Source organism: Singulisphaera chitinilytica, from assembly GCF_049331405.1.
Classification (GTDB): domain Bacteria; phylum Planctomycetota; class Planctomycetia; order Isosphaerales; family Isosphaeraceae; genus PoT.
Genome location: NZ_CP186274.1, coordinates 2,437,712 through 2,455,617 on the forward strand (window position 1 = coordinate 2,437,712; position 17,906 = coordinate 2,455,617).

18 protein-coding genes are annotated in these 17,906 nt (G+C 64.8%); 7 read left to right on the forward strand and 11 right to left on the reverse strand.

Annotated features, from left to right (window positions below; translation table 11 throughout):
• The first annotated feature begins 345 nt into the window (after positions 1-345).
• Positions 346-1,209 carry a hypothetical protein gene (locus ACOYYX_RS09825; protein ID WP_422929746.1) on the forward strand — a complete coding sequence of 288 codons (864 nt, stop codon included), beginning with the start codon at positions 346-348 and terminating at the stop codon, positions 1,207-1,209.
• Between the two features lie 172 nt (positions 1,210-1,381).
• On the opposite strand, the gene ACOYYX_RS09830 is transcribed toward ACOYYX_RS09825, so the two are convergent.
• Complete coding sequence (locus ACOYYX_RS09830; protein ID WP_422929747.1) at positions 1,382-2,017, reverse strand: hypothetical protein; 636 nt, start codon at positions 2,015-2,017, stop codon at positions 1,382-1,384.
• 541 nt (positions 2,018-2,558) lie between these two features.
• Between ACOYYX_RS09830 and ACOYYX_RS09835 the strand changes: the two genes are divergently transcribed.
• The 6 genes from ACOYYX_RS09835 (at position 2,559) to ACOYYX_RS09860 (ending at position 8,365) form a co-directional block, all read left to right on the forward strand.
• Positions 2,559-3,377 carry a 2-phosphosulfolactate phosphatase gene (locus ACOYYX_RS09835; protein ID WP_422929748.1) on the forward strand — a complete coding sequence of 273 codons (819 nt, stop codon included), beginning with the start codon at positions 2,559-2,561 and terminating at the stop codon, positions 3,375-3,377.
• A gap of 79 nt (positions 3,378-3,456) precedes the next feature.
• On the forward strand, positions 3,457-5,106 hold the full coding sequence (locus ACOYYX_RS09840) for a glycine--tRNA ligase (protein WP_422929749.1): 1,650 nt from the start codon (positions 3,457-3,459) through the stop codon (positions 5,104-5,106).
• Positions 5,107-5,118: 12 nt separating this feature from the next.
• A complete protein-coding gene (locus tag ACOYYX_RS09845) occupies positions 5,119-5,961 on the forward strand; it encodes a sugar phosphate isomerase/epimerase family protein (RefSeq protein WP_422929750.1) in 843 nt (280 codons plus the stop codon).
• A 2-nt stretch (positions 5,962-5,963) separates the two neighbouring features.
• Complete coding sequence (locus ACOYYX_RS09850; protein WP_422929751.1) at positions 5,964-6,494, forward strand: hypothetical protein; 531 nt, start codon at positions 5,964-5,966, stop codon at positions 6,492-6,494.
• A gap of 274 nt (positions 6,495-6,768) precedes the next feature.
• A complete protein-coding gene (locus ACOYYX_RS09855; protein WP_422929752.1) occupies positions 6,769-7,410 on the forward strand; it encodes an RNA polymerase sigma factor in 642 nt (213 codons plus the stop codon).
• A 4-nt stretch (positions 7,411-7,414) separates the two neighbouring features.
• Positions 7,415-8,365 (forward strand): hypothetical protein, encoded by a 951-nt coding sequence (locus ACOYYX_RS09860; protein ID WP_422929753.1) that lies wholly within the window; start codon positions 7,415-7,417, stop codon positions 8,363-8,365.
• Positions 8,366-8,521: 156 nt separating this feature from the next.
• Here ACOYYX_RS09860 and ACOYYX_RS09865 read toward each other — a convergent pair whose 3' ends face one another.
• From ACOYYX_RS09865 to ACOYYX_RS09910, 10 genes are all read right to left on the reverse strand, one after another.
• Positions 8,522-9,055: an NUDIX hydrolase gene (locus ACOYYX_RS09865; protein WP_422929754.1), complete on the reverse strand. Its 534-nt coding sequence runs from the start codon at positions 9,053-9,055 to the stop codon at positions 8,522-8,524.
• Between the two features lie 122 nt (positions 9,056-9,177).
• Positions 9,178-9,633 (reverse strand): universal stress protein, encoded by a 456-nt coding sequence (locus tag ACOYYX_RS09870; protein WP_422929755.1) that lies wholly within the window; start codon positions 9,631-9,633, stop codon positions 9,178-9,180.
• Positions 9,634-9,933: 300 nt separating this feature from the next.
• A complete protein-coding gene (gene ilvE / locus ACOYYX_RS09875; RefSeq protein WP_422929756.1) occupies positions 9,934-10,797 on the reverse strand; it encodes a branched-chain-amino-acid transaminase in 864 nt (287 codons plus the stop codon).
• Between the two features lie 80 nt (positions 10,798-10,877).
• Complete coding sequence (locus tag ACOYYX_RS09880) at positions 10,878-11,588, reverse strand: ABC transporter ATP-binding protein (RefSeq protein ID WP_422929757.1); 711 nt, start codon at positions 11,586-11,588, stop codon at positions 10,878-10,880.
• A 117-nt stretch (positions 11,589-11,705) separates the two neighbouring features.
• On the reverse strand, positions 11,706-13,109 hold the full coding sequence (locus ACOYYX_RS09885; RefSeq protein ID WP_422929758.1) for an ABC transporter permease: 1,404 nt from the start codon (positions 13,107-13,109) through the stop codon (positions 11,706-11,708).
• A 90-nt stretch (positions 13,110-13,199) separates the two neighbouring features.
• Entirely contained in the window at positions 13,200-14,675 is a 1,476-nt protein-coding gene (gene lysS, locus ACOYYX_RS09890) for a lysine--tRNA ligase (protein ID WP_422929759.1), read from the reverse strand.
• Positions 14,676-14,860: 185 nt separating this feature from the next.
• Positions 14,861-15,613 (reverse strand): SDR family oxidoreductase, encoded by a 753-nt coding sequence (locus ACOYYX_RS09895; RefSeq protein WP_422929760.1) that lies wholly within the window; start codon positions 15,611-15,613, stop codon positions 14,861-14,863.
• 76 nt (positions 15,614-15,689) lie between these two features.
• A complete protein-coding gene (gene sigJ / locus ACOYYX_RS09900) occupies positions 15,690-16,529 on the reverse strand; it encodes an RNA polymerase sigma factor SigJ (protein ID WP_422929761.1) in 840 nt (279 codons plus the stop codon).
• Between the two features lie 69 nt (positions 16,530-16,598).
• Positions 16,599-17,018, reverse strand: a complete 420-nt coding sequence (locus ACOYYX_RS09905; protein ID WP_422929762.1) for a cupin domain-containing protein — start codon at positions 17,016-17,018, stop codon at positions 16,599-16,601.
• A 166-nt stretch (positions 17,019-17,184) separates the two neighbouring features.
• The gene (locus tag ACOYYX_RS09910; RefSeq protein ID WP_422929763.1) at positions 17,185-17,892 is read right to left on the reverse strand and encodes a DUF3313 family protein; all 708 of its coding nucleotides are present in this window, start codon (positions 17,890-17,892) and stop codon (positions 17,185-17,187) included.
• Positions 17,893-17,906 lie beyond the last annotated feature (14 nt).

Below are 17,906 nucleotides of genomic sequence, written 5' to 3' on the forward strand. Positions count from 1 at the left end.
AATCGCGAACTCGAGAGCAAATCTACTCATCAACTGTCCACGTGTCCAGATGATTACCAGGAAAATTGTCGGCAGGGAGGATCCGGACTGCGAGAGTTGAGATGCGCATTTCCGGCGGCGAGCCTCGAAATGAAGTGGCCTCGCGGGCGAAGACCTAGTAACTCGGGGCGTCGCGACGCGAAGGCTTGAAGCGGATCCCCTTGGGGTAGGTCACTTTACCGAGGGTTTCCCACTCGTTACCATGCCCACACCGGATGTCCCTGTCGCAGCGATTTTCGACGCGGCGCGTCGCCGTCGTAGAGACCCTTGACGTTACCGATTGTCCGGTCCCGGAGAATTTCTGACATGGCCTCGGACCCGAAGACGACCACCGCGCCCGTCGCGCAGCCGGTCAAGAATCGCGACCACGGCATTCGCATCTTCACGTATCCCAAACTGATCTTCATGTTCCCGACGATGCTGGCCGCGCTGATCTGCGGGATCGGGATGACGCTCATCGGGGACGTGACGGCCGACCCCATCAAGACCGAGAAGCAAGCCCTGATCCAGCAGGCCAAGGAGCACAACGAGCCGCCGCCGGCCAAGGTGACGGCGACGACGCTCAAGCACGAGCGATTCATGCAGGCGCAGAACCTCCTGGGCGTGCTATTCCTCGGGATCTTCGCCTTCAACCTCCTGATCCTCGCCATCGACTTCCCGAGATTCACCGTCATCGCCATCGTGCTGGTGGCGCTGCTGGTGCTCTTCGTCCTGCTATGGATCGGGGCCTATTTTGATTATGACTTGATGAAACCCGCCCGGGTCCTCTTCGGGTCGATCTACACCGTGGCGAACTCCGGGTTCTACTACTGGTTCACGGCCATCATGGTGTTGATGTTCGTGGTGATCTACATCACCCGATACCTCGACTACTGGGAGATCCTGCCGAACGAGATCCTCCACCACCACGGCCCGCTCAGCGACCTCGAGCGGTACCCGACGATGAACCTGAAGTTCGACAAGGAGATCCCCGACGTCTTCGAGTTCCTCTTCCTGGGCGCCGGACGACTCGTCCTTCACGTGACCACCGAGCGCAAGGCGATCGTCCTCGACAACGTGCTGTTCATCAACAGGAAAGAAGAAGGCCTCAAGCGCCTGATGAGCCGGCTCGAGGTTCGCGTCACCACCGACCAGGAAGTTGAGGAGCAGACCCCGCCGGCGGCGCTCTGAGCATCTGCCCGAGGCCGACACCGACCGCGGCGAGGGCCGGAGGCCTCCTACTCCTATCCTCGCCTCCGGCGATCCCAGCAAAAAACCCGCCCTCGATCCAGGATCGAGGGCGGGTTTGGCTTTTCTACCTGAGACCGCGTTATCTGACGATGGACTCGCGATCGCAGGGTCATCAGGGGGAGAGGTGTCCTTCGTCTGTGCGGGTCGTGACGGTCCTTGTCGGGCCGGCATCTCCATTGCGCTGGGAATGAGGCGTGCCGCTGGCTTTTTGCCCCACTCCGGTGACTTTCGGGGTATCGGCCGGGTCGGACGACTCCTCCGCCTCGGCCTCGCCGTTGAGGAGGGCGTCGAGCACCACCGTGTTCATCATGGTCTCGATGTCGCGGAGTCGACGTGCGACGTAAGCACCATCGAGCACGCGATGGTCGTAGATCAGCTTCACGACCACCTTGCCGGTCGGCGAGATCGGCCCGAACGTCAGGGTGGTGGTCAGCGGGGAGATCGGGTGCAGCGATTCCGCACCGAGGGCCCCGTAACTCGTGAGGCCGAACGTGCCGAACCGTTTCGCCCGCTTGAAGCCCGAGACGTTCAAGGTCGCCCACCAGAAGAGGCGACGGATCGGCCTGGGCACGCGGCTGAACTTGAGGGCACGACGGTAAACACCAACGCGCTCGAGCGGTTGGTTCTTGTAAAATTGGAGAGCTTCCTGAAGTTGAGAGATCGTCTGCTGCTCAGGCGCCCGGAATAAACCAACGAAGACTCCCTGGTCTCCCTGGAACTGCCGCTCGATCGCCAGGGCGCAGTTCATCCACGGATGTTCGTAGATTCGCGGCCATGGGAATTCGAGCAACGCCCGCCGTAGCGGGGGATGTTCCGTGCCCACCAGCGAGTAGGCCTTCATGAACAGGATTGCCCATGAAGGTCGCAACGGATGGTTGACGCGCGGCTCCATGAGCGCGGAGACGTCGACCGTCCGGCTGACGGGTGTTGAGGGGACCATACGGGCGAAATGTACCAGATCGATGATGAATCGTCTGGGGCCCGAGATTGGTAGAATCCTTCCCTTCGGCTCGTGCATCCATGCACCTCGCCCAGGCTGAACCGCCGACCCAGATCCACGTGCGGACCGGATGGGAGATCGGATCGGGTTGAGGCCGGAACACTAACGGAAATCCCCAAACGTGGGAAGGCGAAGGTCTGGGATTGTTAAGAGGATCTTTTCAAAAGGGGGGCCGACGTTGTGAACGCGGGGGGATTGGCGAATCCGGCCTCCCCAAGCGACGGGTCGCCATGCCATAATCTCCTGGAATTGCCGACGTGGAAACAACGCGCCCGAGGGGTGATTACTGATGCCCGAGACTGGCCTGCCGGCGGTATTCGTGCATTTGCTGCCCGGCCTGATCCCGAGCGGGTCGCTCAAAGGTGGGGTGGCCGTGGTGCTCGACGTGCTTCGAGCCACCACCGTCATGGTGCAGGCGCTCGCCTCGGGGGCCTCGGCCGTGATCCCCTGCGGCGAGATCGAGGAGGCCCGGGACATCGCCGCAGGCCTCCCCGCCGGGAAAGCCATCCTGGCGGGGGAACGCCAGGGGCTGCCGATCGACGGGTTCGACTTCGGGAATTCGCCCGGGTCCTTCACGCCGGAGGTCTGCCGGGGGAAATCCCTGGTCATGACCACGACGAACGGGACGAAGGCGATCCTGGCGAGCCTCGACGCCGACCGCGTGATCGTCGGGGCTTTCCCCAACTTCGCGGCCACGATGCTGACGCTCCATCACGCGACCGAACGCCACATCCATATCGTGTGCGCCGGGACCGATGGGCGGATCAGCTTCGAGGATGCCTTGCTCGCCGGGGCGTTCGCCCAGCATTTGAAGGACCTGGGTTCGCCCCTCGAGAACGACGAGGCCGAGATCGCCGCGGGTGCCTGGAGCAAGATCCATAACTCGCTCTGGTTCAAGAGCGGGGACCCGGACGTTGAGAACAATCCCCTCGTCCGTTACCTTTCGCGAGGGCGAGGCGGGCGACGCGTGACGGAGATCGGGCTAGCCGCCGACATTGCGGCCGCGGGGCGATTGAACGACCCCCGGCAGCAACTCACCGCGGAACTCAAGCGGGATCCCTTGCGTATCGTCGCCGTTTCCAAAGCCGTCGAGCCATCTCGACGCTGATCCGTTTCCGAGAAGAGAGACTGCCTAGCCGGGGTGTTTGCCCGCATGCAACCCCTGAATTTCCGAGGAAGTTGCCGCGATGGACATGGATAAGCTGGTTTCGCTCTGCAAGCGCCGAGGATTCATTTTTCCGTCGAGCGAGATCTACGGCGGCATCAATGGATTTTGGGACTACGGGCCGCTCGGCGTCGAGTTGAAGCGGAACATCAAGGACGCCTGGTGGCGCGACATCGTCCAGGGGCGCGACGACGTCGTCGGCCTCGACTGCTCGATCATCATGCATCCCAAGGTCTGGGAAGCCTCCGGCCACGTCGGCGGCTTCAACGACCCGATGGTCGACTGCAAGGCGACCCAGCAGCGTTATCGCGCGGATCAGCTCTACGTCTTCGGTCTCTCGGCCAAGAATCAGCCTCCGACCGACTTCGAGGTCGTCGGGGGCACCCGAAAGCTCGGCGACTGGGCCGACTTCTGGGTCTCGGCCGTCGGCGCCTCGCCGGCCGATGCCTGGGAGACGGCGTGTCCACGTGCGGCCAAGCTGCTCAAGACCAAGCCCAACCGGCTCGAGGCTCCCGCACTCGCCGCGACGGCACTCTACATGGAGATCGCCGCCGAGGATCGGATCAAGATCCTGGCCCCCAACGCGGATGAGCCGGGCACCTTGACCGCCCCTCGCCAGTTCAACCTGATGTTCAAGACGAGCGTGGGAGCCCTGGAAGACGCGTCGAGCGTGGCCTACCTCCGGCCCGAGACGGCGCAGGGAATCTTCGCCAACTTCAAGAACGTGGTGGACACCGGGCGCGTGAAGATGCCCTTCGGCATCGCCCAGGTGGGCAAGAGCTTCCGCAACGAGATCACCCCGCGCAACTTCACCTTCCGCTCGCGAGAATTCGAGCAGATGGAACTCGAGTTCTTCTGCCACCCGGAAGAGGCGGCCGAGTGGTACGCTTACTGGCGAAAGGCCCGATTCCAGTGGTACGTCGACCACGGACTCAAGAGCGACAAACTCCGGCTCCGCGACCACGCCAGCGACGAACTCGCCTTCTACTCGACCGGTACCGCCGACATCGAGTACGAATTCCCGTTCGGCGTGAGCGAGCTCGAAGGGATCGCGCACCGAGGCGAGTACGACCTCGGCCAGCACCAGAAGTTCAGCGGCAAGGACCTCAGCTACTTCGATGAGGAGCGCTGGGAACGCGATAAGGCGGGCCTGGGCCATAACTCCTTCAAAGAGTATTTGAAGACGCGGGAAGGGAAACCCAACCCGGGCTATCCCTACCAATACATCCCCAACGTCATCGAGCCCTCGGCGGGTGCCGACCGGGCGACCCTGGCTTTCCTCTGCGAGGCGTATAAAGAGGACGAGGTCGCCGGCGAGACCCGCACGGTCCTGAAGTTCCACCCCCGCTTCGCCCCGATCAAGGCGGCCGTCTTCCCCCTCGTCAAGAAGGACGGGATGCCGGAGAAGGCTGACGCGATCTACCGCGACTTGAGGAAGCATTTCGCCGTCTTCTATGACGAGAAGGGGGCCATCGGCCGCCGCTATCGTCGGCAGGATGAGGCGGGGACCCCGTTCGGAATCACCGTGGATGGCCAGACCCTCACCGACGGCACGGTCACCTTCCGCGACCGCGACACTTGCCGTCAGTGGCGGATCCCTGCCGATGGCGTGGTCCAGGCCCTGCGTGACCTCCTCGAAGGGGGAGCGATCCCCGGCGGCGAAGGCTCCTGAGCCAGAAGGCCCATGATGAAACCTTGCATCAGTCAGGCCACGACCCTGAGCACGAGCTTCGAGAAAGACCTCGTCGCCTACTCCCGCTCGGGGTTCTCGGCCATCGAGATCTGGCTCACGAAGCTCGAGACGTTCCTCGAGACCCACACGATCGCCGAGGTCCAGGCGCTCCTCGATGAGCACCGGATCTCGGCCGTCGCGGCGGCCTCTCAGGGGGGGCTCCTGCTCTCGAGGGGGGCCGAGCGAGAGGCGCATTGGGACCACTTCCGGCGCCGCCTCGAGATCCTGAGGGAGCTGAAGGTCCCGACGTTGGTCGTGGCCGCCGACTTCGTGCGCGAGATGGCCCCGGAAGATTACGGGAGGGCCGGCGAGGCCCTCGCCGAGGCGGGGGCCCTGGCGATCGAGTCGGGCGTCAAGCTCGCGCTCGAGTTCCAGAAGTCCGCGACCTTCTGCGCCAGCCTCGACACGACACTGGCCCTGATCGCCCAGAGCGGGGCGCAGGGGGTCGGGGTCTGCCTCGACCTCTTCCACTATTACACCGGCCCCAGCAAGTTCGAAGACCTTGCCTACCTGACCCCGGACGTCGTCGGCCTGGTCCAGGTCTGCGACATGAGCGGCACGCCTCGGGAACTGGCCCAGGACGGCGACCGCATCTTGCCGGGCGAGGGGGACTTCCAGATCGCGCCTATCCTCGACTTCCTGGGCGAGATGGGATACGACGGATACGTGTCTCTCGAGGTGCTGAACCCGCATCTGTGGCAGATCCCGGCCGACCGCGTGGCCGACGTGGCGTATCAGGCGATGTGCCGAGTCCTCGGGCGATGGCACCAGGCCGAACTCTCGGGAGGGTCGTGAGCGTGGCCTTGGTGGCAATCCAACCCGTCGTCGTCTATCGCGAGGAGCAGAACTTCGACTGGCGCGTCTACGCCCTACTCGCCTCCGCGGAAGTCCTCGTCTGGCTCGGCCTCATCTGGTGGCACAAGTCGCCGGTGCAGGGGGTCGGGCCCGACCAATTCGGCCGGGTCGAGGCGGCCGTCGGGTTCGTGGTCGGCCTCATCCTGCCGGCCCTGATCGTGATCGGCCTCCTGCGCATGACGACCGAGGTCGGCCCCACCGACCTCCGCGTCTGGTTCGGCTGGATCCCCACGTACCGCCGGATCGTGCCCCTCGGCACGATCCAGCGGCTCGAGGTCGTCAACTACCGGCCGCTGGCCGACTACGGCGGTTGGGGCATCAGGCTGGGGCGGGATGGTGTACGAGTCCTCAGCGCCAAGGGGGATCGAGGCGTCCGGCTCGAGCTCACCGATGGCACCAGACTGCTCATCGGAAGCCAGCAGCCCGAAGACCTCGCCCGCGCCATTGAACGCACGATCAGGCCCGGCATTTGAATCCATGAGCATCCGGGCATTTTCGTCGCCCGGCCGTCCCGTTTTTCGAGGGGCTTGGCCGAGAACCAAGGCAATGAAAGCGGGCTCTCGTCGACAATCCACGACCACCTTTCGGGCCAGAAACGACGGAAGTTGAACGGGTTGACATGGAAGGTGGCTGGCTTAGACTAAGCAGTTACAACGTCTTGCGCGGGAATGTCGGGACGGGCGTCGGATGGGCCCGCGAGATTTGTTGACGAGAGACTCGAACACTCCGGCGCGGCGGTACGTACCCATGATGAAGGCACTTGGCACCGATGCGACCGAGCCAGAGCACCTCAATCAGGACTCTGACGAAGAACTGCTCAGTCGCTATCGTGACTCGGGCCAGACGAAAGATTTCGACGAGCTGGTTCACCGTTATGAGCACGAACTCTACCGCTATCTTGCTCGCTATCTCGGCGACAAGGTCCTGGCCGAGGACGTGTTTCAGAACACCTTCTTGCAAGTCCATCTGAAGCGAGGGCTGTACGAGGACGGTCGTCCCGTCCGCCCTTGGCTGTATGCGATTGCGACCCACCAGGCCGTCGATACCCTTCGTAAAGTAGGCCGCCACCCCACTGTCAGCCTGGATCAGCGTGTCAGTGCCAACGAAACCGACGCGGGAAGCTTGGTCGACCTCCTGGTGAGCGATCAATCGGGTCCATTGGCCGAGCTTCAAGGGCAAGAGCGGGCGGACTGGGTGCGCGAGAGCGTGGCCAAGCTGCCCGAGACGCTCCGGCAGACATTGATATTGGCTTACAATCAAGACCTGAAATACCGTGAAATCGCTGAAATCTTGAAGATCCCCGTTGGGACTGTCAAGTCAAGGCTCCATGCCGCACTCGCCAAGCTTCAACAGATGGCCCGCGCGGCGAATCGAGATGGAAACGGCTGATCCCATGAACGCCACCAACATGATCGATTACGCCCTCGGCAAGCTCGACGACCCCGACCGCGAGCAGCTCGAAGGCGAGGCCTCATCCGACCCGCAGCTCGCCGAGTCGCTCGAGCGATTGACGAGGGCCGTCCAGAGCCTGATCGACGATGGCGACCCACTCGAGCCTCCACCAGATCTCGCCCGTCGCACTGTCGACTACGTCTCGCAGAACCTCCATCAGCACACGATCCTCGAACTCATGCCCCGCTCCGTCCCTTTTCGTTGGACGGACTTCGCCGTCGCGGCGAGCATCTTCTTCGCGAGTCTACTGACGCTCGCCCCGGCCTTAAAGAAGTCGCAGGAGCGGATGGACCAGGCGGGTTGCGGATTCAACCTCCAGCAACTCGGGCTGAGCCTCGCCCAGTACGCCGGCCGTCACGGGCACTACCCCTACGCCCCTCCCGGGCACCCGAATGAGGCGACCGGCTCCTTCGCCCTCACCCTCCACGACTCCGAGCTCCTGCCGGACACGGCGATGCTCGACTGCCCGTGCAACGGGACCCGCCACCACAGCGAGCCCTTGCCCCGGCTCGAGACTCTCCGCGAGCTGCGGACCCAATCCCCGGATCGCTATCAGAACCTGGTGAAGTGGGATTATGCCTACCACGCCGGATATCGCCAGGATTCGGGCAAGGTCGGCCCGGTGCCAGCGAGCCTCTCTTCTCGCGTGCCCCTCCTCGCCGACCAGCCTCCGCACGAGGCCGGCGTGATCCTCGACGGCAACAGTCCGAATCATGGTCAACGCGGGCAGAACGTCCTCTTCAACGACGGACACGCCGCCTGGCATGTGACGCGCCGTGTGAGCCCCCTGGATTCGGACCTCTTCCTGAACGAGGCCCATCAGGCCAGGCCCGGACTCGATTCCCGCGACGCCGCCCTCGTCCCGAGCATTTGCCCCTTCACCGGCTGGTGATCGGCGCTAAAATAGAAGCAGACTCCGAGGAATCTGCGAAGAATCAGTCAGCTTCGCTCCGTGGATGAAATCGCCGGCGACCCGCCCCTGGGTGGATCGCCGGCGATTTCGCTTTCGAATGTTGATACAAGATGCGAAAGCGAACAGGCTCGAAGCTCAGGCCCGGTCCCTCAGCCTGTCGCAGATCATGATCGCCAGCATCGACTTGGCGTCCTGGATGCGACCGTCCTGGACCATCTGCAAGGCCTCGGCCCAGGGGACGACGACGGGCTCGAGGTTCTCGTCGGGCTGATGCGAGGTCGGGCCGGGCGTGAGCCCTTCGCAGAGGTAGAGGAACATCCGCTCGTTCATGACGCCCGGCGAGACGAACCACTCGGCGATCTTCTCGATGCGCTCGGCGACGTAGCCGGTCTCCTCGGTCAGCTCCCTGGGGGCGGTCTCGTCGGGAGACTCCCCTTCGTCGATCGTCCCCGCGGGGACTTCCAGAAGAGTCTGGTTGACCGCGTAGCGGAGGTTCTTGACGAGACAGACGTGGTCGGCGTCCACCATCGGGACGAGCGCCACGGCCCCTCGATGGAGGACGACCTCGCGATCGGCCGTGGTGCCGTCGGACAGGGTGATCGACTGGAGCGCCAGGTCGATCTTGCGTCCCTGGAAGATGACCCGACGTGTAGGTTCAGGTTGGCTCAAAGGAGGCGTCCTCGGGTGATTGGTCGGCGAGGCCGGCGGCCGATCGGTAGAGGAAGGGCCAGGGTTGTCTCGACGTTCCGGGTTGGGTTGCCTGGTCCTGGCCTGAGCAGATCCACCGAAGCTCAGGAGCTTTCTCGATCCCGGATCGTCAGCACGGGGCAAGGGCATTCGCGCACGATCCGCTCGGCCACCGAGCCGAGTAGGACGTGTTCCAGGCCCGTGCGGCCGTGCGTGGCGATGACGACGAGGTCCACCCCCTTGTCCCTGGCCTCGCTGACGATCTCCTCGGCCGTGTCCCCCCAGCGCACCGTCTTGGTCACCGAGGCGGGCTTACCCCAGGAGGGATCGAGGGCCTTATCCAGTGTGGCCAGCGATTGGGTCTCGCTCTCGGTGTAGTAGTCGGGGGGCAGGACGGGGGTCAGCAAAGGGTCGGGCCCGGCCGGGACGAAGTCGCTCAGCACATGGAGCAGGTGGATCTCGGCATTGAACCGCTCGGCCAGGCCGCAGGCGTATTTCAGGGCCTTGACCGAGTGGACGCTGAAGTCGGTCGGAGCGAGGATGGTCCGGATCTCAAGCACGTTGGTAGCTCCGAAGGATCGGGGTATCGGGAGAGAGGCGTGCCCTCGCCGCGACCGATGGTCCAAATCGCAATCGAGCCTTGCCGAGAAGGCCTTCAATGGCTCCTCGCGCCCACCTGATCGCGTTTAGGACCGAGGCGGCTTCCAGGCCCGACATCCTTCGAGTCTATCCGCCGCCGGCGGGAACTCGAAGGGGCATGGTCCCTCGGCGCAAAGAAGTCGCCGACCGCCCTGGAACCGGGGAACGATCGGCGAGCGTGTCTTGCGTGCGATTCTGGGAGGGAGTCGGCCGCGAAGGACTCAGCTGGCCTCGCGGACGAGCGTGTGGAACCGCTTGAGGAGGTCCTTGGTGATGGGGCCAGGCTTGCCGGTCCCGATCGGGCGGCCGTCGCACTCGACGACGGGGATCACCTCGGCCGCGGTGCCGGTCAGGAAGACCTCGTCGGCGATGTAAACGTCGTGACGATCCATCGAGCGCTCGACCACCTTGTAGCCCGCCTCTCGGGCGAGCTCGATGACGGCGTCGCGGGTAATCCCCTCGAGGATCCCCGCATCGACGCCCGGCGTGTGGACCTCGCCCTTGCGGATCACGAAGATGTTGTCGCCGGTGCATTCGGCGATCTCACCCTTGTGGTTCAGCATCAGGGCTTCGAGGCAGCCGGCGTTGGTCCCCTCGATCTTGGCGAGGATGTTGTTCAGATAGTTGAGCGACTTGATCCGGGGGTTGAGCGCGGCCGGATGGTTGCGCTGGGTGCCCGCGGTGATGATCTTCAGGCCGTGTTCGTAGAGCTCGGCCGGGTAGAGACTGATGGCGTCGGCGATGACGATGATCTGGGGATCGGTCGTCTTGCGGGGGTCGAGCCCGAGGCTACCCGCGCCACGGGTGACGACGACGCGGACATATGCGTCCACCAGGTTGTTGACGGCGAGCGTGCCGGTGATGGCCTTGGCCATCTCCTCTCGCGAGATCGGGATCTCCAGATGGATCGAGCGAGCGGACTCGTAGAGTCGATCGACGTGCTGCTGCAGGCGGAAGACACGGCCCGAGTAGGCGCGAATGCCTTCGAACACGCCGTCGCCATAGAGCAGACCGTGGTCGTAGACGCTAATCTTCGCGTCGGCCTTGTCGTAGTACTTACCGCCGATATAGATCTTCAGGCTCATCCGGGTCCAACTCCGCCGAATCGGGTCGAGTGTTGCGCCGCCCCGTCCCGGGGCGGAAGGCCCCCGCCAACGGCCGTCGATCAGGTCAGGGCGGGGGCCCACTCCTCGATCCGCCCCTCGGCGAGCCGAACGACCCTGTCGGCCTGCTGGGCGATGTGGGCGTCGTGTGTCACCATGATCATAGTGAGTCCGCGCTCCCGGTTCAAGTCGCGCAGGAGCTCCAGGACCCCCTGTCCGGTCGTGGAGTCGAGGTTCCCCGTGGGCTCGTCCGCGAGCAGGACCGAAGGGCTGCCGGCCAGGGCCCGGGCGATCGCCGCCCGCTGCATCTCGCCCCCCGAGAGCTCCGAGGGGAGGTGCTGGAGCCGGTGGCTCAGGCCGACGCGCTCAAGGAGCGCCGTGGCCTCCTTGCGGAACCGCCCCTTCTGGGACTGGTAGCTCCAGAAGCCGTGGCGGATCAGGTTCGGCATCATCACGTTCTCGAGCGCGGTGAGCTCGGGAAGCAGGTGGTAGAACTGGAAGATGAAGCCGAAGGTCCGGTTCCGCATCGTGTCGCGTTCGCGGTCGGGACGGTCGTCGACACGATCGCCGTCGACGTACACGGAGCCGGCGTCGGGCTCATCGAGCAGGCCGAGGACGTGCAGGAGCGTGCTCTTGCCCGAGCCGCTGGACCCGACGATCGCGACGTGCTCGCCGTGCTCGATCTCGAAGTCGACTCCCCGGAGCACCGGCACCGGGTTCTTCCCCTTGTGGTAGCTCTTCTCCAGCCCGACCGCCGAGACGTGGATCGACATGAGATTATCCCTACCTAGAGAAAAGGTATGAACCTGTGAGCCCGTTGCGAGACGGCAAGGCCCTCCCTGGCCGCCGAGAGTTGGCCGGGAGGGACGCCTTGCCCGCAACCTTGGGGATTACTCGAAGCGCAGGGCGCGGACGGGGTGGAGCTTGGCGGCCCGCTGGGCCGGCCAGACGCTGGCGGCCGCCGCGATGAACAGGGCGCCGGCGACGACCCAGGCCACCGTCCAGGGCTCGACCAGGGTCGGGATCTCATTGAAGTAGTAGATCGAGTCGTCGAAGACCTTGCGCCCCGTGAGCCAGCTCAGCCCCTTCTCGATGACGTTGATGTAGCGGACGAAGAGCAGGCCCCCGACCATACCGACGCCGCTCCCCACCGTCCCGAGCAACAGGCCATAGCCGAGGAAGATCCCGCGCACCCCGGACGTCGAGGCCCCCAGCGCCTTCAGCACACCGATATCCCGGGTCTTCTCCACGACGATCATCGAGAAGATCGCCAGGATGCCGAACCCCGCCACGGCGATGATGAAGAAGAGCAGGATGTTGAGGATGCTCTGCTCGACCGCGACGGCCGAGAGCAAGGGCCCCTGCTTCTCCTCCCAGGTCCGGACCTGGAAGTAGTAGGGGCGGAAGCCTTCGAGGGAGTGCTGGAGCCTGGCGCGGAGCTGATCCAGGTCGACCCCAGGCCGGACCTTGAGCTGGACCTGGTTGACGGCCCCACGCTTAGTCGGCTCGTCGAAGAGCAGGCGCATCTTTTGGAGCCGTTCGATCGGGACGTAGACGTGGGTCGAGTCGTTCTCGCTCATCCCGCTCTTGAAGTAGCCGACGACCGTGTAGTCGTCGATGCCGGGCTCGGGGCGGGTCGAGGCCCTGGCGAATGTCAGGCCGATCTTGCTGCCGGGCGGGATGATGATTCGATCCTGCCCCTGGTAGTGGTGGGTCGCGGCCGCCCAGCCGATGATCGCGCCGAAGTCGGGGACCTCGGTCCTCGCATGTCTCTCCATCTCGGCCCGCATCGGGTCATCGGGGGCGAGATCATCGAGAACATTGCCGGCCGCCGACATCTTGCGCCTGAGGCTCTCAGGTACATTGAAGGAGGGCTCGATCCGCTTCCCCTTGGCGTCGACGCAGTATTCGGCGAAGTCGCCGACGGACGCACGCTGCTTGGGGTCGACGCCGATGATGATGACCTGATGCGGATACCACTTGGGACCGACTTTGAACTTCATCAGCCCCATGGTTTCCATGGCCGGGGCCATGGCCAGGACATCATCGCCCGCCACCTTCTTGACCCGCGCCATGACCTCTTCGGAGTCGTAGAAGCCCTCGGTGTCGTAGGGGGATTCGACGACGATGTCGGCCAGGACCCCGTGGAGCCTGTCGCGCATCTTGTACGAGAACCCGGCCATGACCGAGTTCACCACGATCATCGTGGCGACGCCGAGCATGACGCTGATGACGCTCGCAAGCGCGATGTAGCGCGTGCGGAGATACCGCCAGCAAAGCAGATACTTATACATATCAGGCGCCTCCGTTCGCCTCGACACGTTCGTGCCCTGTGCCGGCGTGATCCCCACGCCGAGAATCCTCGTCGACTTGACTTGCCTTGGCTACGACTGCGGCCGCATGAGCGGGAAGAGGACGACGTCCCGGATGCTCGACCTGTTCAGGAGGAGCATGCAGAGGCGATCCATACCGATCCCGAGCCCGCCGGCCGGCGGCATGCCGTGCTTGAGGGCGCGGACGAAGTCGTCGTCCATCTTCGCCATCGAGTCCTCTTCCTTCTGGCCAGCGAGCTGGTTCCTGAAGAGGTCCTCCTGCAGCATCGGGTCATTCAGCTCGGTGTACGCGTTAGCCAGCTCCATGCCGCGGACGAAGAGCTCGAACCGCTCGGCCACGGCCGGGTTGCTCGCCTTGCGCTTGGTGAGCGGGCAGATCGCCGCCGGGTAGTCGATCACGAAGATCGGGCCGATCAGGCTATCCTCGACGACCTCCTCGAAGACGTCGCTGATGACGACGTCCGGATCCTTGCCGGCCGTCTTGATGCCCAGGCTCTCGGCCTTGGCGAAGAGGGCCTCGTGGTCGGTCGGGTCGACCCCCGCGTGCTCGCGAAAGAGGTCGTAATAAGTCTTGCGAGGCCAGGGGGGGGTGAAGTCGACGGTCACGTCGCCCCAGGGACGCTCGTAGCCGCCGCCGATCGCGTCGATGGCGCCGCAGATGAGGGCCTCGGTCAGGTCCATCATCGAGTGATAGTCACCGTAGGCCTGATAGGCCTCCATCATCGTGAATTCCGGGTTGTGCTTGGGGCTGATCCCCTCATTCCGGAACACGCGGGCGATTTCGAAGACCCGCTCCATACCCCCGACCAGCAGTCGCTTGAGGTACAGTTCGGGGGCGATCCTCATGAAGAGGTCGATGTCGAGCGTGTTGTGATGCGTGACGAACGGCCGGGCCGCCGCGCCCCCGGCGATGGACTGCATCGTCGGCGTCTCGACCTCAACGAATCCCTTCTCCCCCATGATCTTGCGGAAGGCCGCGAGGATCTTGGAGCGGCTCAGGAAGGTCTCGAGCGACTCGGGATTGCTGTAGAGGTCGACGTAGCGCTGGCGATATCGCTGTTCGAGATCGGTGAGCCCGTGCCACTTCTCGGGCGGGGGCGCGAGGCTCTTGCCCAGGAACGTCAGGCTCGTGGCGAAGACGGTCAGCTCGCCCGTCTTGGTGAAGCCGAGGGTCCCGTCGACGCCGATCCGGTCGCCGTAATCGAGCTCACTCGCGAGCGCCCAGCCGGCCTCTCCGACCTGATTCTTGCCGACGAAGATCTGGATGCGGCCGGTCCAGTCTCGGAGTTCGATGAAGTGGACCTTGCCCTGGCCACGCTTGAGCATGATCCGCCCGGCGACCCTGACGGCCGGGCCGGGCGCGGGCGTTTCCCCTTCGGGGGTCTCGGGCATGGGCAAACCACGGACGTCGGCGATCGGTTTATGATCGTCGAACCGCTGACCCCAGGGGTCGAGGCCCAACGACTCGATCTTCCGCAGTTTCTCCAACCGGACCGATTCCAGCCCCTCGAGGGATTCTTCCGACATCACAGACCTTCAATCAATGTTGGAGCCCGGGTTCCGACGCTAACTTGAGCCAAATTTTAGAGAAGTCTCAACTTTGGTCAACGTCAAGCCGTCTCGCCCCGGTTTCAAGGCAGGCCCCTGGCTGGCGGATTGCCCCGATTGACTCCCGAATCACTCGGGAATCGGGGCGTTCGACCCTCCTCGAATCAATGGGCGGCCGAGCGGCCAAGCCATTCCGCGAAATGAGTTGCGCCGAGCCGGGGATTGGCCCCGGGCCTCAGGCTCTGGTCGTCAACCTTGATGCCGAAGTAGAGGGCGTCGGCGTCAGCGACCACCGATCGTCCATCCTTCGTCTCGGCCAGGAAGCGTCGGACGAGGTCATCCATCGGGAACGACTCGGGCCCGGCGACCTCGATCATCCCGCCGACAGGCTCCCCGACCGCGACATCCGCCAGGGCGGCGGCGACGTCGTCCGAGACGATCGGCTGGAAGAGGGCGTGGGGCAGGCGAATCGTATCCCCCTCGGAGGCCGACTGGGCGATCCCCGCCGTGAACTCGAAGAACTGGGTCGCCCGGACGATGGTGTAGGGGATCGGCGAGGCCTTGATCAGCTCTTCCTGAGCCAGCTTGGCGCGGAAGTATCCGCTCGTGAGCAGTTTCTCGGTGCCGACGACCGAGAGGGCGACGTGATGCCGGACGCCCGCCTTCGCCTCAGCACCCAGGAGGTTCTTGCCGGACTTCTCGAAGAACTCCATCGCCGCCTTGTCCTCGAACGTCGGCGAGTTCGCCACGTCCACGACGACCTGGGCGCCCGCCAGGGCCTCGTCCAGGCCTTCGCCGGTCACGGCGTTCACCCCGGTTGAGGGGGACGCCGCCACGACCTCATGCCCGCGCTGGCGGAGGTTGTTCACGAGCTTCGAACCGATGAGGCCGCTGCCACCGATCACGACGATCTTCATGTCATTCCCCTGTCTCTGTTGATGTATGATCTTGAATGTCCTCAGCCGCTGAGGGCTCGAAGGCCCTCGACGCCCGTCAGTCGACCTCGGCCAACGACCAGCGCGTCAGCTTGTCCGGATTCACGGTGATGTAGACCGCCTTGACCCCCTCTTCCACGCTGAGGGACACGATGTCGATCACCTTCCCCTCGTGGAGGAAGAGGAACCCCGGCTCGCCGTTGACCTCGGTCGGACGGAATTCGCAGTACTTGAGTCGCTTGCGGAAGACCCCGGCGAGGAATCTGGCGGAGTGGTCTCGGCCCACCAGCACCCTTCGCGCGGCGGAAGCCTTGCCGCCGCCATCGGAGTGGACCGTGACATCCTCGGTCATCATCGCCTCGATCGACCTCAGATCCCCGGTCCGACACGCCGCGACAAACCGCTCGGCGAGCCCTTCGGCCTGGTTCGACCTGGCCCTCAAGGGCCTGTCATCTTCGAGGTCGAGCCGCCTCCGGGCCCGGCTGACGAGTTGTCGGACGGCCGCCTCGGATTTGCCGACGACCTCGCCGATCTCGGCATATTCGTAGTCGAACACAGTCCGGAGCAGGAACGCCGCCCGCTCGCCCGGCGAGAGCCGCTCCAGGAGCATGAGGAAGGCCCGGGAGAGCGAGTCGGCCAGGGCCGATTCCCGCCCCTTGGTGTCGACCGGCTCAGGGAGCCAGGGGCCGACGTACTCGGCACGCTTCCTCGACCGGAGACGGTCGATGCAGAGTCGGGTCGTGGTCCGGATCAGGAACCCCTCGGGCGAGGTCACGTTCTCGGCCGTCTGGAGCCGGACGAAGGCATCCTGCACGGCATCCTCGGCATCGGCCACGCTGCCCAGCATCCGGTAGGCGACGGACATCATCCGAGGCCGGAACCCGTCGAGATCGTTCATGGTCCCCTCGCAAGGTCGCCGATCCCGACCCGTCTGCGTGTCGTTGAATCGCGGCGAACGCGCCGATTGTTACTTGCGAGGCTCCGGGATCGCAATCTCGTCGGTGTCTTGCGGATGCAGCACCACGGCCAGGAGGCGGGCCCTGTGCTGTTTCGACGCATTCCGCGAGACCCGATGCAGGCAGCCCGTCGGCTCGTAGAAGGTATCCCCCGCCTTGAGGACCTTGACCGGCTGCTGGTCGATGGCCCACTCGTACTCGCCTTCGAGGATGTAGCCGAACCCGGGGCCGGGGTGCCGGTGGGCGTCCCCCGCCTGGCCGGGCTCGATCGTCACCTCGACGAACGAGGCCTTCGTCGCCTTGCCGTCGAGCTTCTCGACGATGTTCGGCTGGTCGATGACTCTGACCTTCTCCCCCTCGTCGTGGACCATCGCCAGGCCGATGGACCCGATCCCGATGCCGACCACAAATGCGCAAATCGTTCGGATCATGACTCCTCTCCTCCCGAAAAGATGTCCCCTGGGACGGCGCCAGCGTGGCGGTCGTCCCGTTCGGGAGCAAGGACGATCGGAGAGGGTCGATTTGTGACAGGCTTCGAAAAATCCCTGGGCCGTCGGAATCTCGACGCGAAGTTGATCCCGCGACCACCCTGTCATCTCAGGGTGTGAGCGCCTGGCGCAGCTCCCTCGCCGCACGACGCATGGCCTTCTTGGCGTGGCCGGATCGGGTGTAGTAGCCGACCACGTCGAGCGGGCCGCCCCCCGAGGCGCACGAGATGGCGGCGATCTGCCGGCTGTCGGGGGTGAGGACCTCGGCCTCGACGCAGGCCCCGCCGAAGAAGGTCGGGCCGATGGGGACGAAGGGGAAGGCGATGCCCGCCGCCGTGAGCGCCGCGTTCGTGAAGGGGCGGGAGAGCCTGGCGTCGGTGATGACGGCGCGGACCCGGGCACTATGCGGCCCCGGCTGGTCGACGACCGGCCGGAGCATCCCGAGTTGCTGGCGGAAGGCCGCGTCCAGGGCCTCGGTCAAAACCACGCGACGGGTCGGGTCGCGGCCGGCGCGGCTCTCCGCGTCGACGACCCAGGTGATCGACTCGATGTAGAACGAATCGACCTCCCCGACCTCCTCGCACGTGGCATTGCGTGAATAGTTGCGCTGGATGCCGAGTCCGTAGTTGACGTGGAACCGATCCTTGCTCATCCCGGAATAGTCGGTGAGCAGGCCGCTCTGGGTCGGGTTGTAGTGCGAGAGGGCCGAGCATCCCGAGCTCGCCAGAGCCAGCGATGCCAGGAGCATCGCCAGGATTCGACTGGCGAGAGACATCGACGTCCGGGCCCTCGTCGCGAGCGTCGGGCTCAGGCTCATGGGACTGCCCGCCT

Excerpts from the sequence above, each read along its gene's own strand:
- ACOYYX_RS09825 (WP_422929746.1), top strand. The coding sequence starts at position 346 with ATGGCCTCGGACCCGAAGACGACCACCGCGCCCGTCGCGCAGCCGGTC.
- ACOYYX_RS09830 (WP_422929747.1), bottom strand. The coding sequence starts at position 2,017 with ATGAACTGCGCCCTGGCGATCGAGCGGCAGTTCCAGGGAGACCAGGGA.
- ACOYYX_RS09835 (WP_422929748.1), top strand. The coding sequence starts at position 2,559 with ATGCCCGAGACTGGCCTGCCGGCGGTATTCGTGCATTTGCTGCCCGGC.
- ACOYYX_RS09840 (WP_422929749.1), top strand. The coding sequence starts at position 3,457 with ATGGACATGGATAAGCTGGTTTCGCTCTGCAAGCGCCGAGGATTCATT.
- ACOYYX_RS09845 (WP_422929750.1), top strand. The coding sequence starts at position 5,119 with ATGATGAAACCTTGCATCAGTCAGGCCACGACCCTGAGCACGAGCTTC.
- ACOYYX_RS09855 (WP_422929752.1), top strand. The coding sequence starts at position 6,769 with ATGATGAAGGCACTTGGCACCGATGCGACCGAGCCAGAGCACCTCAAT.
- ACOYYX_RS09860 (WP_422929753.1), top strand. The coding sequence starts at position 7,415 with ATGAACGCCACCAACATGATCGATTACGCCCTCGGCAAGCTCGACGAC.
- ilvE (WP_422929756.1), bottom strand. The coding sequence starts at position 10,797 with ATGAGCCTGAAGATCTATATCGGCGGTAAGTACTACGACAAGGCCGAC.
- ACOYYX_RS09880 (WP_422929757.1), bottom strand. The coding sequence starts at position 11,588 with ATGTCGATCCACGTCTCGGCGGTCGGGCTGGAGAAGAGCTACCACAAG.
- ACOYYX_RS09885 (WP_422929758.1), bottom strand. The coding sequence starts at position 13,109 with ATGTATAAGTATCTGCTTTGCTGGCGGTATCTCCGCACGCGCTACATC.
- lysS (WP_422929759.1), bottom strand. The coding sequence starts at position 14,675 with ATGTCGGAAGAATCCCTCGAGGGGCTGGAATCGGTCCGGTTGGAGAAA.
- ACOYYX_RS09895 (WP_422929760.1), bottom strand. The coding sequence starts at position 15,613 with ATGAAGATCGTCGTGATCGGTGGCAGCGGCCTCATCGGTTCGAAGCTC.
- sigJ (WP_422929761.1), bottom strand. The coding sequence starts at position 16,529 with ATGAACGATCTCGACGGGTTCCGGCCTCGGATGATGTCCGTCGCCTAC.
- ACOYYX_RS09905 (WP_422929762.1), bottom strand. The coding sequence starts at position 17,018 with ATGATCCGAACGATTTGCGCATTTGTGGTCGGCATCGGGATCGGGTCC.
- ACOYYX_RS09910 (WP_422929763.1), bottom strand. The coding sequence starts at position 17,892 with ATGAGCCTGAGCCCGACGCTCGCGACGAGGGCCCGGACGTCGATGTCT.